Source organism: Microbulbifer mixtoriginis (SeqCode) (assembly GCF_052467515.1).
This window is the reverse complement of the sequence record NZ_CP174314.1, coordinates 310224-325633: the sequence shown is the minus strand read 5'-3', so window position 1 is coordinate 325633 and position 15410 is coordinate 310224. Positions and strand designations below refer to the sequence as shown.

15 protein-coding genes are annotated in these 15410 nt (G+C 43.5%); 8 read left to right on the top strand and 7 right to left on the bottom strand.

Going from position 1 to position 15410, the window contains the following annotated elements:
- The first annotated feature begins 105 nt into the window (after positions 1-105).
- From ACJJIT_RS01405 to ACJJIT_RS01395, 3 genes are all read left to right on the top strand, one after another.
- Complete coding sequence (locus ACJJIT_RS01405) at positions 106-969, top strand: LysR family transcriptional regulator (protein ID WP_444899714.1); 864 nt, start codon at positions 106-108, stop codon at positions 967-969.
- A 177-nt stretch (positions 970-1146) separates the two neighbouring features.
- Positions 1147-3684: a plasma-membrane proton-efflux P-type ATPase gene (locus tag ACJJIT_RS01400; RefSeq protein ID WP_444899713.1), complete on the top strand. Its 2538-nt coding sequence runs from the start codon at positions 1147-1149 to the stop codon at positions 3682-3684.
- Between the two features lie 49 nt (positions 3685-3733).
- Positions 3734-4609, top strand: a complete 876-nt coding sequence (locus ACJJIT_RS01395; protein WP_444882896.1) for a polyphosphate kinase 2 family protein — start codon at positions 3734-3736, stop codon at positions 4607-4609.
- 65 nt (positions 4610-4674) lie between these two features.
- On the opposite strand, the gene ACJJIT_RS01390 is transcribed toward ACJJIT_RS01395, so the two are convergent.
- The 4 genes from ACJJIT_RS01390 to ACJJIT_RS01375 all read right to left on the bottom strand — a co-directional run bounded on the left by ACJJIT_RS01390 (position 4675) and on the right by ACJJIT_RS01375 (position 9302).
- Positions 4675-5499 (bottom strand): alpha/beta hydrolase, encoded by an 825-nt coding sequence (locus ACJJIT_RS01390; protein ID WP_444899712.1) that lies wholly within the window; start codon positions 5497-5499, stop codon positions 4675-4677.
- 185 nt (positions 5500-5684) lie between these two features.
- Complete coding sequence (locus tag ACJJIT_RS01385; RefSeq protein WP_444882898.1) at positions 5685-7007, bottom strand: phenylacetate--CoA ligase family protein; 1323 nt, start codon at positions 7005-7007, stop codon at positions 5685-5687.
- Between the two features lie 16 nt (positions 7008-7023).
- Positions 7024-7884: a TauD/TfdA dioxygenase family protein gene (locus tag ACJJIT_RS01380; protein ID WP_444899711.1), complete on the bottom strand. Its 861-nt coding sequence runs from the start codon at positions 7882-7884 to the stop codon at positions 7024-7026.
- Positions 7881-9302, bottom strand: coding sequence for an aromatic amino acid ammonia-lyase (locus ACJJIT_RS01375; RefSeq protein WP_444882900.1), 1422 nt, complete (start codon positions 9300-9302; stop codon positions 7881-7883). Before ACJJIT_RS01375 ends, ACJJIT_RS01380 begins: the two co-directional genes overlap by 4 nt.
- A gap of 179 nt (positions 9303-9481) precedes the next feature.
- Between ACJJIT_RS01375 and ACJJIT_RS01370 the strand changes: the two genes are divergently transcribed.
- Complete coding sequence (locus ACJJIT_RS01370) at positions 9482-10342, top strand: LysR family transcriptional regulator (RefSeq protein ID WP_444882901.1); 861 nt, start codon at positions 9482-9484, stop codon at positions 10340-10342.
- Positions 10343-10396: 54 nt separating this feature from the next.
- Here ACJJIT_RS01370 and ACJJIT_RS01365 read toward each other — a convergent pair whose 3' ends face one another.
- A complete protein-coding gene (locus ACJJIT_RS01365) occupies positions 10397-10714 on the bottom strand; it encodes a cupin domain-containing protein (RefSeq protein WP_444882902.1) in 318 nt (105 codons plus the stop codon).
- 2 nt (positions 10715-10716) lie between these two features.
- Positions 10717-11598, bottom strand: coding sequence for a LysR family transcriptional regulator (locus tag ACJJIT_RS01360; RefSeq protein ID WP_252083465.1), 882 nt, complete (start codon positions 11596-11598; stop codon positions 10717-10719).
- Between the two features lie 114 nt (positions 11599-11712).
- Between ACJJIT_RS01360 and ACJJIT_RS01355 the strand changes: the two genes are divergently transcribed.
- The 4 genes from ACJJIT_RS01355 to ACJJIT_RS01340 all read left to right on the top strand — a co-directional run bounded on the left by ACJJIT_RS01355 (position 11713) and on the right by ACJJIT_RS01340 (position 14300).
- Complete coding sequence (locus ACJJIT_RS01355) at positions 11713-12387, top strand: type 1 glutamine amidotransferase domain-containing protein (protein WP_252083466.1); 675 nt, start codon at positions 11713-11715, stop codon at positions 12385-12387.
- Between the two features lie 144 nt (positions 12388-12531).
- Complete coding sequence (locus ACJJIT_RS01350) at positions 12532-12984, top strand: DMT family transporter (protein WP_444899710.1); 453 nt, start codon at positions 12532-12534, stop codon at positions 12982-12984.
- 21 nt (positions 12985-13005) lie between these two features.
- Entirely contained in the window at positions 13006-13296 is a 291-nt protein-coding gene (locus tag ACJJIT_RS01345; RefSeq protein ID WP_444899709.1) for a putative quinol monooxygenase, read from the top strand.
- Between the two features lie 323 nt (positions 13297-13619).
- Entirely contained in the window at positions 13620-14300 is a 681-nt protein-coding gene (locus ACJJIT_RS01340) for an outer membrane beta-barrel protein (protein ID WP_444899708.1), read from the top strand.
- Positions 14301-14387: 87 nt separating this feature from the next.
- Here the strand turns inward: ACJJIT_RS01340 and ACJJIT_RS01335 are convergent, their stop codons facing one another.
- The gene (locus ACJJIT_RS01335) at positions 14388-15284 is read right to left on the bottom strand and encodes a hypothetical protein (protein WP_444899707.1); all 897 of its coding nucleotides are present in this window, start codon (positions 15282-15284) and stop codon (positions 14388-14390) included.
- Positions 15285-15410: the final 126 nt, after the last annotated feature.

Genomic DNA, 15410 nt, shown 5'->3' with positions numbered 1-15410 from the left:
AGTCTCTCCAGCTAGTGAACATCAATGATGCGGAGACTATAATCTCTGCAAATTGGCAACTAAATTATCAATTTATGCAATTTATAATTGCATAAATGCAAAATAATGGACTGGAACGATCTTCGATATCTGATAGCCGTGGCAGATCACGGTTCCCTACAGAGTGCAGCCAAAGCCTTGGGGGTAAACCATTCCACCGCCTGGAGGCGTCTACAGGCCTTGGAAAAAGATCTTGGCTGCCAGCTTTTCGTGGCGGACAGGCAGGGCTATTTCCTCACAGACGAAGGAAATGCAGCTTTAGAACACGCCAGAAAAGCCGCCGAGAATATCAATGCCATTGCCTTGAATACCGGCATTAAAAACCTGGAAATGGAAGGCATTATCCGTATTACCTCAATTGGCTCTTACTCTTATGAGGTGGTTCCAAAACTCTGTGCCGCCTTTCGCCTACACCACCCCAAAGTTGAATTTGAACTCATAGACTCGGCGGAACATCTATCACTGGAAAAGAGGGAGGCGGACATTGCCTTTCGTGGATCACCTAGCGCTCCGGATAACCTCATTGCCAAGAAGCTCTTTGATATCAACTGGCATATTTTTGCCCACCCAGACTTGGTTAGCAGTCCAATGACACTGGATGAAATTAAGCAGCAAAACATTATTGGTTATCGCGGCTTAAGTTTGCCAATTGGTCGCTGGAGTGAAAAAACATTTAAGAATAGTCGCAAAGTAATTTACTGTAATTCGGTAATGGCGGCGGCAGGTGCAGCCAATGCAAAGCTGGGTTTTGCCATTTTGCCCGAAGGGGACCAAAAAATGGTGCAACCTTACAAACTAAAGAAAGTATTCGAGCTTAAAGAGTTTCAAAGTCATTTCTGGTTACTTTCTCATCCTCAAATGCGCAATTCAGCACGCGTTAAAGCCTTTTGGGACTTCAGTCTGGACACCTTTAAAAAAGGCTATCTTTAAGCTGATCAAGGTGAAAATTATTAGCTACCGGTATCCATCAGATCACAGCCTATAATGTTCAATTAATATGGATACACCGCCCAATCATTCAATAATGATTAGCCGTATTTAACCCCAACTGTCGTTAACAGGCGGACCATTCGACGGGAATTTTTTTTCAACAGGCGGAATCGATCCGTGCCAATACCCGGGCCAAAATCCGAAAGCGGAAACGCCAGTAAAGCCGACTTAAAAGGCTCCCAGGTTGACCTGCAGAAAGCCGATTTACCCTCCGTTTACCAGGCACTCAATACCTCACCTCAGGGGTTAAGCCAGGCCGAGGCCGAGACACGGCTGCAACGCTATGGCCCCAATAGCATCCAGGAGAAAGAACAAAGCGCACTACTCAAGTTTCTGCGTTTTTTTTGGGGACCCATTCCCTGGATGATCGAAGCCGCCGCCCTGCTATCGGCACTTATCGGTCACTGGCCAGATTTCGCCATTATTATGGCGCTACTCCTTTACAACGCCGTCGCGGGATTTTGGCAGGAGCACAAGGCCTCTAATGCCCTGGCCGCGCTCAAGGCCAGCATGGCGCCGCAAGCGGAGGTGTTGCGCGATGGTAGTTTTCATACCATTGACGCCGCCGATGTGGTTCCCGGGGATATTGTACGAATCAAGCTCGGCCAAGTGGTGCCCGCAGATGTGCGCTTTGTCGACGGCAAATCCATCAGTATCGATCAGGCTGCCCTAACGGGTGAGTCATTACCGGTCAGCAAAAAAATAGGAGACATCGGTTATTCCAGTAGTATCGCCAAGCGCGGCGAAATGACCGCCGTTACAATTGGCACCGGGCGTAATACTTTTTTTGGCCGCACCGCAAAGCTGGTAGCCGGTGCCGGCCAAGGCGCCTCCCACTCGCAAAAAGCCGTTACTCATATTGGCGATTTCCTGATAGTGCTGTGCCTGGTGCTGGCTTTGTTACTGGTAGGTACCCAGCTCTATCGGGATATCGTAGTGGCCCCCAGCTGGCACTGGTCGGACATTATTAATATTTTACGCACAGTCCTGGTGCTATTAATTGCCTCGATTCCCGTGGCAATGCCCTCCGTAATCACTGTCACTAACGCACTCGGTGCCCTGGCGCTATCCCGAAAAAAAGCCATAGTCTCGCGACTGGAGTCTATCGAGGAGCTTGCTGGGGTCGATATTCTCTGCTCCGATAAAACCGGAACACTCACCAAGAACCAACTAAGTCTGCACGACCCCAAATTATTTGTCGCCAAGAGCCCGGAACAGTTAATTCTCGCCGCGGCGCTCGCCTCGGAAAAAGGTTCTAGTGATCCGATCGATCAGGCAATTTTTGCCGGCCTCAAAGATAAGAAAGCACTGAATAATTACCAGCTAAAAGAATTCACTCCTTTCGACCCAGTAATCAAGCGTGCCCAGGCCCAAGTAGTCGATGACAGTGGAAATTCTCTGTTTTATTGCAAAGGTGCGCCCCAAGCGGTGATGCAATTGTGCAAGCTCAGTGGTGATAATGAAAAGAAAGCCTCAGACTGTGTGCAGGAACTCGCCGCACGGGGTTTACGCTCCCTGGGTGTGGCGCGTTCCAATGATGGGAAAAGCTGGGACTTTCTTGGCATCCTCTCTTTAGAAGATCCGCCTCGGGACGATTCCAAACAGACTATCAGTCGGGCCAGGGAGCACGGGCTGCAGGTAAAAATGATTACTGGCGACGACGTCGCTATCGGCAAAGAAATCGCTGCTCAGGTGGGGATTGGGCAGAATATTTACGCCGCCGCCGATGTTTTTACCGACTCGGAGAATATGGACCACTTATCCAAGCAGGTGGTCGATTGTGTTGAACGTGCCGACGGCTTTGGCCGTGTTTTCCCCGAGCATAAGTACGCAATCGTAAAAGCCTTACAAGAGAGAGGGCACCAGGTGGCAATGACCGGCGACGGTGTCAACGATGCGCCTGCCCTAAAACAAGCTGATTGCGGAATTGCTGTTAGTGGCGCCACCGATGCGGCCCGTGCCGCAGCGGCGATTATTCTCACTGCTCCGGGCCTCTCCACTGTAGTGGATGCTATCGACGAAGCACGCAAGATCTTTGAGCGCATTATTAATTATGTGCTCTTTAGGGTATCCATGACCCTGGATATTATGGTGGTGGTGGTGTTTGCCACTATCCTCTTCGGTTTTTCTCCCCTCACCCCAGTCATGATCGTATTAGTGGCACTGCTCGACGATATCCCCATTATGACTATTGCCTACGACAACACCCTGCTGCCTAAAGAGCCAGTGCACTGGGAAATGCGTGATTTATTACTGGGTTCGACCATTATCGGCATTTTTTCTATCGCACAAACCATGGGGCTCCTCTTGATTGGTATGGAATGGCTTCAAAATAGCCAGTGGCAATCCTGGATACCCCTGGATAAGTCTCAGATCCAAACGATTATTTTTTTACAAATTGTTGCCGGCGGTCACTTACTACTTTTTGTCGTGCGCTCCCGCTCTGCCTTCTTCGCAAAGCCACTGCCCGCAATGAAGTTATTTATCGCTATTGTCGGCACTCAGGCGCTCACGGTTTTAATGTGTGGATTTGGTTGGCTGGTACCTGCTATTCCCTGGCGTATTATCGGGCTCGTTTGGCTCTATATGATTTTGTGGATGTTTATCCTGGATCTGGTGAAGAAGCTACTCTACCAACGTCTGCAGGATATTTAATCCATTCTGTATGGATAAATCATTTAACTTATCATGAAGAAATAAAACTATGAATTGCTTCGAAGCATTCCAGGTGAAACCTGGCAGCAAGATACAGTTAGATAAGATCGATGCCAGTTTTAAAGATTGCTATAACAATCGCGAAGAGGCTCAGCCGGTCATTGATAAATTGGATGAAAGAATTCGCGCACAGCAGTATCTTATGTATGCTGAGCACAAGCGCTCTCTATTGATCTGCCTGCAGGGTCGGGATGCCTCCGGGAAAGATGGCACAATTAATCATGTGCTTGGAGCAATGAATCCCCAAGGCTGTACAGTGACCAGCTTCAAGCAGCCTTCTAAAGAAGAAGCCGCCCATGATTTCCTATGGCGATGTCACAAAGTCACCCCCGCACAGGGACATGTGGCGATTTTTAACCGATCCCACTATGAAGATGTATTAATTCAACGGGTGCATAATATGGTACCAGAGAGCATCTGGTCCAAGCGCTACGATCATATCAACCACTTCGAACAATTATTAGCCGACCACAACACCCTGGTATTAAAATTTTTCCTGCATATTGATGCAGATGAACAACTGAAACGCTTTAAACAGCGTATTGATGACCCAAGCAAACACTGGAAAATCAGCGAGAGCGATTATACGGAGGCAAGCTACTGGGATGCCTACACCCAGGCTTTTGAGGATATCCTAAAAAAATGCAGCCACTCTCATGCTCCATGGTTTGTTATTCCCGCAAACCACAAATGGTTTAGGAATCTTGCGATTGCCTCCATAGTGGCAGATGCAATGGAGTCCTTAAAAATGACTTTTCCCAAGCCCAGCGTGGATATCAATGAAATCAAGAGGAAATATCACCAGCTGGACAAAAAAGAGCTACAGGAAGGGCTAATAAATACCCTCCCTTCAAAAAACAAATGATCTTAAAATATAGAACCACTTGATCAACAAATCAGGACATAATACTACTGCCTACTTGCACACAATTAATCCTTTTTATCACCTAAATATTTAGCATTAAAAATTTTATCAAATGCATCATATACAGCAAGATGCAGCGTATCACCATGATCCAGCTGTTCAAAATAACCGAAGTGTATATTATTTTTATTACTATCTAACTTATTGAATAAAGTTCTTGCCAGCCGCTCCATGACCTCCCCTTCTTTCCCCACACCTACATAGACCGACTTATCATCACAGCAATCTTTAGGAACTTGTTTCAAAAGAGACTCTCCGCTCCACCACAAGCTTGGACTAATAATGATGTAATTATCGAAGAGATCTGCATGTTTAAATAGAATTTCTGTAGCCAAAAGCCCCCCAAGGGACTGGCCAATCAAAGTAGAATCTCCATTTACACGATAATTATTTTCAATTAGAGGCTGAACTTCTCTATCAAGAAAACCTATAAAATTATCCGAACCACCAGAGGTTGGAAACTCTTGCCTATCCAGCTTCTTAGCTGAGGGGAATGTAAAATCCCGTTTCCTGTCTACATTTACGACTCCAACAAGAATCGACTCCGGTAGCATATTAATCCAGGAAAAGGATCCAAATTGCAATAAACCAGCTATATGAACAAAATCTTCATTCATAGAACCATCTAAAAGATAGATTACCGGGTAACTTCTTTTAGTGTCGCGTTGATAACTCGCTGGTAGGTAAACATTCAACATGCGCTTTTCATCTAAGATTGCGGATGAAAAGCTTATCGAATCGCCAACTATCAATGGTGACTTGTCAACCTCTACCCCCAAAGAAAAAGAGGACATCAAAAATAAATACGCAAAAATCCAACATCTGAACATGAGCTCACCCCATATGAAATTTTATTTTTATTAATAAAAAAGTAAAGCTTACCCAAATTCACACCTATCAAACCAACAATGTTTAACTTTAAGCCAGCCTCAACCTTACTCGAGATACTACATCTATACGGGGGAACACTTAACCACAAAAACAACAAACTGAAAAGATATTGATGATGCAGAAATCACCTTCTATCTATAATTTTTCTAATCTTCCCTGATTTCTGACTAATTATACCAGGCTGCAGGATATCTATATTTAGTCTTGACGCAGACTCAAGCCCAAGGAATATCATACGAAGCGTTAGATCAAAACTAGTCAACTCTCTATAAAACTCACCCGCCAAATACTCTTTCTCCTGATCATCAACATTATCTTTAGCTTCAATTTTAAATGATAATTGATCGTGCCCATCAATCTTATCAATAATGCAATGGTAAAAGGAGCTGAGTCCAGGAATGGCTGTAACAATATTTTCCAACACAATTGGATATATATTTCCCCCATTGATTGTGAACATATTATCGCGACGCCCTCTGATGGGGCCCAAATAGGCTCCAGTTTGGCCACACTCACATGGCTCCTTATACATTTCAACCAAATCGTGTGTGTTAAAACGAATCAGAGGAAGAGCTTCACGTTTCAGCGCTGTTATTACTAATTCCCCTGTAACGCCATCTTCACATAACTTACCCGTATCTGGATCAATAACCTCTACATGAAAAAAATCTTCCCAGACATGTAAGTTATGATATTGGCATTCACTCGCTATTAGCCCAAATTCCGTACTTGCATACATGTTAATCAACTTGGCGTTGAATACCCCCTCATAGTAACTCCGAAAAGTCTCTGAAAACAATTCACCCACTACGAATATTTTCCTAACACTCAAAGACGCGGGCGATATGTTTTTTTCCAGACAGTAACGCTCTAGCCTCGGTAACAATGAAGGTAAGCAAACCATATAATTCAGCTTATCTTTTTGTAGACTCTGTAGCTGATGATCAATTCCTAGAAAAGAATCTGCAGGAATAGTGAGACCAAAAATTTCACTGGCAGCATGACAGATCATCCCACTAGGCCAAGGACCATAAGTCATTGCACATAAACACTTATCGAATGGTTCAACACCTGCAAGCAAATAGCTTCGAGCCTGAGAGATTATTGCCAGCTCAATATCTTTACGTGTATAAGGCACGCGCTTGGGTGCACCGGTACTGCCTGAAGTATGGCAATAACGAACAATATTGTCATAACTCATACTAACTTCTGACATAGAAGTTGAAAATACTTCCGAACTTATAATCGGTAGCTTATATAAATCTTCAAAACTTCTTATTTCCTCTATGTCAATGTTATTATTTATAATTAGCTTGCGATAATAATCAGATTTTTCAAAGGATTCTCGCAATAATCGCCTCACCTGTTCATCTTTTAAACTCTGCCTTTCAATTTCAGGCTGACTATTGACATGTAAAAATTCAGCTCGTAGCTCATAATAATTCATAAAATCCACCAATTAATCACTTATAGTACTTAATCGGTTTTTCAGCAGAAAAATGTACACGATGTAATTCTCGTCGTTGATTGTAATCATTGACGGCATAGTGTAAGACTTGGTGATTATTCCAAATAACCAAGGTCCCAGGACGCCATTGCACTCGACAATTGAATTCTGGTTTTTCTATATGCTGAAATAAATAATTCAAAAGCCCCATACTCTCATCGCATGTCATTCCCTCAAATTGCGAGGTGGTAGTTCGGTTTAAGTAGAGAAAAGGCTTACCGGTTACAGAATTTTTACAGACTGCTGGATGTATAGCAGATTCTAGTGGCATCAATTTTAGTGCTCGTTCTATACTTGAATCATCTCCATCTTTACCTTTTACTGATTTCTTCAGCGGCTGTTTTTTAAGCATCAACTCTGTCGTATGTATCACATTGAGTGAACCGACTAACTGTTGCATTACAGTTGACAGATTCTCATAAGCAAGCGTTGAACTTGTAAATAGGGTATCACCACCCCTAGGAGGAATATCAATACCGTACAATGCGATACCTTTTACCGGGTTGGAGTAATAGCCCTGATCGTGATGCCATATTCCTCCTGTATTTTTCTTTTCACCAGGCTCTTTAATAATTTTAGCAACTTGTGGATAACCCTCTGAGTGACCTTGAAAGAAGAAATAGTTCTTCTGAAGCTCCCCAAACAAGCTGCAGAACCTAACAAATGCCTGAGTATCCAGGTCCATATCTCGGATAACTAAAAGTTCATGTTCATGCCATAAATTTTTTAATGTTTTCTTAGTGTCCAGATCTAATTCAGAAATTTCTTTAGCGGAAATCTCAATACCAAAATTTCCTGTTAAATAGTTAAATTTCATAGAATGCTCTCTAATTGAGATGTTGTATATTGCGGCCAATTCACTAATTTTAATGCTTCTGGCAAATCGCCACTTGAACGCATTATTGCTGCCCTAGCTGAGCAAAAAGTCGCTGCTCGAATAATTTCCCTTAAACTATCCAGTTGGTCACTGATATTATTGAGAGCAGTCATTCCGCAGGGAACCAAATCCTGATTATTTCCTTCACACGAGAAACTCATCTGACGCACAGGTGTCGATCTAGCTTTTATTTCCTGGAATAGAGCCGACGATAACTGATGAATTCCTTTACAGTGGTTAAACGATTCAGCATTTAAATTATCCGGCAGTCCTCCATTCAAGCGATGATCCATCAAAATCAATATTTGTCGATCAAGCATTTCGGCTAAGCGATGGATAATTTCCTGCATAAACTCGGCAGAAGCTGCCAATCCAATTGCATAAAACAATCCGCCATGCCATGGACCTGATTCAAGAATTAGAGGGTTATCTGCAACGGCAGTGGCTTCGGAACGAATTTTTGCCTCTGAATAATCCAATAGGTCAAGGCAGTGGCCTAATATCTGGGGGGCACAGCGAACAGAATATCGGGCTTGTAATAAGCTTTTTTCACCCTCGATAACTCTTGAGGAGCGCAGGTAATCACGTCGTAACAGGGTAAGTAATTGGCCAGCACGAGCATAACTACCGTGCACCTCTCCGTAGCTCAACCCTTCGGAGAAGTGTTCATCTCCCGCCCCTATGGCCATGGAGGTTAATGCCACAGATTTGAAACAATCTCTTAATAGCTTTCTTAGCTGATAATCATGCTCAATAGCCCAGGAAGCCATCATAGCATTGGTATTTACAAGCCCAATGACATCACGGGGGCCTCTTGGCCCTTGTTCAAATAGTGGTGAAATAGCATGGGCCATGGAAATCAAATCACCACTGGCTCCAAGGCTCCCTTTTCGAGGTACCCTCGGAAGCGTTTCACTGTTGGCCAGCTTAAGAAGTGCTTGATAAGTGGAAGGATGGATACCAGATAAGCCGTGCGCTGTTTTTAGAGCCTGTAACTTTAATGCACGCCTGACTACCGATTTCGGTAATGGCGCACCAACACCAACTCTTAAGTACTCCAGAAGATTGACTTGTGTCTCTTTCCACTGATTTGGATCTAAGCGATTGCGTTCATTCTCTCCATAACTTGTGTGCAAACCGTAGATAGGGTTTCCATCATCTCCAAGCTGTTCCTGCAGTAATGCATAGGAGTGCTTAACTCTAGAAAGGTCTATGTCACTCGCAGTAATTGGATTATGTAAGTATCCCCACTCATACCAAGCATGTAGAGGAAAAGTTAAAACTGAATTGAAATTAGTTTCATAAGTTACCGCACTACCATTCGCTACCGCCGGATAGCTTAGAGATGATGTAGACACCCTGACTCCAGAAATAATTTGAATACTAGGAAGGCGAAGAAATTAGCATGGGAGTTGAAACTTGAAAAATAGATGTCGTCGCTGGTTGCCATAGGCAATATCTATGGCAACAAAATAAATGTCGATGTAGACTCAGCTTAAACACACTGGCTTTTTAAGTGGCTAAATAAGTTATACCTATGTTTCCACACGCTGATGAACTCAATTATTTTATTGAAGTTGCTAAAACAAAAAATATCTCAAGAGCTGCAGAGAGATTAGGGATTCGGCAGCCGAGTTTAAGCGCGGCTATCAAGAGGCTGGAAAGACAGCTTGGTACAGAAGTAATCATACGAGAAAAAACTGGTGTGCAATTGTCTCGTGCAGGGTTAAGACTATTAAAAAGTGCTCAACAGTTACTTGATGATTGGGATGAGGTAAAGTACTCAGCGCTGCGCGAAAACAAAGAAGCTGTTGGTCACTTCACTATCGGGTGTCACAGCTCCATCTCACTACATATGCTGCCTGAAAGGCTAGCCGGATTCATTGCTCAAAATCCAGGTATCGAATTAAGCTTCCAACACGCGCTTTCTCGGGAAATTGTCGAATCAGTGATCAGCTGGAAAATTGATATCGGCATTGTGGTAAATCCCGTATCCCATCCTGATTTGATAATAAAGCACCTCTGTCATGATATGGTGAGTTTTTGGCATAACCCTGAAAAAATACAGTCTAGGGACGTATTAATTTATGACCCAGCGCTGATGCAAACAGACTGGCTGATAAAAAACATGGAAAAAAATAACAAATATAAACAATATATTACTTCCTCTAGCCACGAACTGATCACAAATATGACACTTGAGGGGGTCGGGGTCGGTATTATTCCTGGTCGAGTTGCTCAAACAATTGGAAGAAATCAGCTTCAATGGGTTAGTAAAGACCAACCAGGCTTCAAAGATGAAATCTGCTTGGTGTATCGAAGAGAAATAACCCATAGCTTAGGTGCAGAGAAGTTAATTAAAGAATTTAAACTTACAAATTACAAAAAATTTGGTTAACAGAAGATATATTTAAACTACAAAATTCAATTATTTTTGAACTTCATTTTAAGTTTATTCGCGATAAAATATTGCCAACCATACCGTCGCCTCATCAGAGGATGTCTTAATCACCCGGTGCTTTCTTCCAGCCTTTATCAATAAGCAATCACCAGACTTCAGCTGACATATCTCCCCGCAGTCAAACTCCACCACACCATAACCACTCAGTACAAGCACCCATTCGTGTTCACTCTGATCATACCAACCTTCCTTCGGTGAAGACTGTCCGTATGAAACAATTCTTTCAATTCGTATAGCATCACTTTTTACGATGTCCTGGAAGTGCTCAACCTCAGTGTTTTTCGGAAGGTTTTCTAGAATATTTATCATATTTACTCCTGCCAACTAGAAAAGTGATCCATTAGATAATCAATGGCCATTCTCGCTCGTATTGGTAAAAAGCGGCGATTCTGATACACAATCCAGCTGCTGGCTCCGCGCCCCCAAAAAGGCTCCAGTACGGGCTCTAATAGCTGTGACTCTATAGAGCGGTTAAAACTGCTTTTTGGCATATAGGCAATACCTAGGCCTTTTTCACATGCGTTAACCACTGTATGGGCATTATTACTTCTCCAGCGTCCATTAACGCGAATAGACTCCTCGGTGCCTTCTATATCAAATATCCAGTTCTCATTATTCGCAACAATACAACTGTGCGACTTTAAATCCTGTGGGTGGATTGGCCTGCCGAATTGATCAAGATATTCAGTGCTGGCAACTGCCATCATCTGGCGTCCAGCCAGCTTGCGAGCCACCAGCCCAGAGTCCTCAAGGCGGCCATAACGGATCGCAAAGTCGATACCATCCTCTACAAAATTGGCCATTCGGCTGTTGAAATCAATGTCGATCTTTAAGTCAGGGTGTTGTAAGGCGAAATTCATCAGTGCTGGAGCCACATACTGTTCAGCAAATAAACCAGCGCAGCTCACGCGCAACGTGCCACTCAGCTCATACTGCTGCAGGCTTAGCTGTTCATTGGCCTGTTGCAGACCCACAACCAGCTCTTTACAGCGCTGGTAATAAACAGCCCCAGCCTGAGTCAGGCTGACCAAGCGCGTTGTTCTAGCCAGAAGCGCACTCCCCAGACGCTCCTCCAAGCGAGCCACCTGCCGGCTCACATGGCTGGTACTGCACCCCAGCTGCTTGGCGGCCGCAGAGAAACCCTGGCACTCAGCTACAGCAACAAATTCGACTACACCGTCAAATGTATCCATACCCCACCATTATTGCTATTTAGCAAAAGTATTTCACAGAAATCTCATATTATCATCTTATCAGGGACAACCTAGAATCCTCCCCACTGAATGCTTAACACAGAGGACAGATTCATGAAGAAAGTACTTATTCCCGTAACCAACCATGCAACCCTCGGGGAAACCGACCAAGCTAATGGCACCTACTCCCCTGAGCTGACTCACGTCGTGCATGTACTTAAAGAAAATGGCATTGATTACGATATTGCCTCTATTAAAGGTGGCAAAGCACCACTCTACGGTACAGATATTGAAGGAGATGAGGTCAACAGCCAGGTATTGGCCGATGAAGACTTCCAGAACCGTGTCAACAACACTATTCCAGTAAACCAGCTGAATACTGCTAGTTACGATGCGGTGTTCTACCCAGGTGGGTTTGGTCTACTTTCCGACTTAGCAAGCAATGAGGACTTTGCCAAGTTATCTGCAGAGCATTATGAAAATGGCGGCGTACTTGCTGCCGTGTGCCACGGACCAGCTGGCCTGCTGCCTATCACTTTGAGCAATGGTGAAAGCTTACTGGCAACTAAGTCTGTGACTGCATTTACCCGAGAAGAAGAAATCGATTTTGGCACCATTGAAGATATCCCCTTTCTGCTTGAAGAAGCTATCAGCAGAAAATCTGCTCGATTTAACAAAGTGCAACCCTGGCAGGAATTTGTCATCGAGGATGGCCGTGTGATTACTGGACAAAACCCAGCCAGTGCACATGCTGTTGGTAAAGCGATCGTTAAACAGTTAATAAACTAGCCGTTAATAACGCATCAATAATGCTGGCGCAAACTGATGTCCCTGCGCCAGCTTTCCATAACCCTTCAGCTTCCATTGTGGGCCAACACAACTCATCTACATGAGCAGTTATAGCCTTAAAACCCCTTCAGTGAGGTTCCAGCAGTGCCTAGCTCAATTCTTTATCCGTCGCTAATGTTAATTGCCGGAATCGGCATCCCGGTGATGGCCACGTTAAATAGCGGTCTAGGTGTGAAGCTTGGCAGCTCGGCTCTCGCTACGACGATTTTGTTTTTTGTCGGACTGACCATCTCTATTATTTACTTATTTAAAACTGAAGGTTTCCAAGTAGCCGGTTTTCACAAAGATATCTCCTGGCACCTTTATCTCGGCGGGATATTAGTTGCGTTTTACGTACTCAGCGTCACCTGGGTTTCACCAAAATACGGCGTTGGCAATACTATATCCTTTGTTCTGCTTGGGCAGCTAATTGCTATTGCCGCTATCGATCACTTTGCTCTTCTAGGTGCACAGCAAAACAGCCTGGACCTCAAAAGACTTTGTGGGCTAGTGTTGATGGTTGCAGGTGTATTTCTAGTTGTTAAACGCAATACTTAACAGAAAATTGGAGATTAGACAATGAGTAAGCTATTTGTAATGGCTAAAGTAATAGTAAAGGCAGGAACTACAAAAGAAGCAAAAGAATTGCTTACTACTCTGGCGGTGAACTCTAAGAGTGAAAGCGGCTGTTTAAGCTATAAAATACTGGCTTCTGCAGAGGAAAAAAATACTTTTATTACGTTAGAAGTTTGGGACTCTATTGAGAGTGAGCAACTGCACTGGAAAATGCCACACTTGAAAAGAACATTAGAAAGATTACAACTTTTCCTTGTGGGAGATGTAAGAATTGAAAAATTTAGCAATATTTAATAACAACCGAAAACTCTGAGATAAAAAACAAACAGAATACACTCACATTTTCAAGACACGGAATTAACTAATAACCTCTAAACAGCACAACAGAAAATAAAAATATTTTATTAACCCCTGTAATAGCGTGTAATCAAATAAATATTTAACCGCATTGATAGTATAAATCATCTATTACAATATCCCTTCCTCTTAGAGGTACAGCTCCCAAAGAAGATGATTAGCAAGCCACCATGAGAAAAAGGGGAAGCCACAAAGCAGTTTTGCACAAAGAAAATGATTTTATCGATTCTTAATTGGCACTTTGTAATGAGAGATATACATTGAAAAGATTAGCACCCGCATTTGCTTTAATAATTTTCGCTAGCCCCAACATAGCGCAAGACAATAATTTATACATTAAATCATCCTACGGCATCGTTGACGCAGATGCCGATACCTTGCAGGTAAATTCTAGCTTTATAGCCGAAGTAACAAAATCCCAGGGATGGAATTTAATCCTAGGATTTCGCCTTAACAATTTCTTAGCTTTTGAGGGTGGATATACAGACCTTGGAGAAAGCGAAGACAACCAAAAAATATTAACTAGATCTCACTCTGACGAATATGATCCTAGTGGTGAACACCTTTATCACACCAACTACAAAGTATCATTATCAGGAAATTCTAAGACACTTGGGGTGCTCGTAACTACAGATATTACTAAAAAATTTCACGCAGGTCTTCGATTAGGTTACCAACAATGGAAAACGATCTATGAGTCAAAAGAAGTTTTTCTTCACCGCTACACTAGCGTAAGTAGTATGTCAAAATTCCGAAAACCCTACGAAGAAGTTCTCGCGATGAACTCCGAGAAAACGTCTTCGGATGGCAGCGATCCATACTATGGTGTTTCCTTTGGTTTCACCCATAATAATTGGGGGCTTAGTCTGGAGCACACGATCTACGAAATGAATCAGTATAAACCATCCCTATCTTCTCTTGCCATAACGTATAATTTCTAAAAATTAACGTTATCTAAATTGTACAGCCTAGTAGCCATATAAATTTTACTTACTAGGCTGTCTACTTAAGTTATAAAGTTAATTTTTCTAGGTTTGCAAAAGCACCTCAAACCAACGCAAGTCCTCCGGCCCCAGCTGAGCCAGCTTGACCAGCTTTTTATCTAGATAAATATCCTTATATACATGATAAACCGCTCGCTCGGTCAACTCGCGCCTGCGCTCGCTATCCAGCGCAGGGATTGAGCCATCGGCTAAATTGGGATCGGTCAATGGGTCGTGCTGGGCTTCAGTGGTTCTCAGCGCTAATTCCAATTCTTGCAGAATAGGATTGATCACCTTGAGGGTATTCGATTCGGAAAACTGCTTGGCAACATCTTCCTCTGCCTGACGAAGCATTTTTTTGCTCTGTAATTCCGATAGCTTTTCTCCGGCTGGGCGCAAGCCGAATTTATTGACCAGGCCACTCATACCGGGCAGCACCGCCTTGGCTGCCAGCCCGGCACCGATCAGGGGATTAAACACTGCGGCAACACCCCCAACTAACAGCATACCAACGGTCAATTTTCTATCGAGTTTGTCGATATCATCCGCCAGTCTTTCGAGCGAACTCTTTCCAGAATTTCCCCTTTCCAGGGATAACTCTACGGCGCTCTCCACCATAAATTTACGTAAACTCCCCTCATAATGGGAGTTGGGAAAGTGAAATATTCGGCGTTTGGGTAGATCATTTACCTCTGGGGCATCATCAGGTAAACAACGCATTGTGTGCAGAGTAAAGCCAGTTTGTGAGAGCTGATAGGGAATCACAAAGTAATGTTTTTCATCGTATCTCTGCATAAAATTCTCACTGCGCTCCGCAGAAGAAAATATTGGCAGTCCGGCAACTACTTCTTGAAAAACTTTTAAACTGCCGGTGATTTCAGCTGGCACTTTACGGGAAAGGTCAACCAGGCCCTTCTTGCCTTTATCGAAATATTGTTTCATATCTATTGATTCACAGAGAAATCGAGAAAAAGCTGGCCTGATCTGCAGTATCCGCATCCCCTCGGCCATCCCCCCCTGTGAAACACCTCCCTATGCCCTCTAATAAAAGCATAACTACCTTAGTAA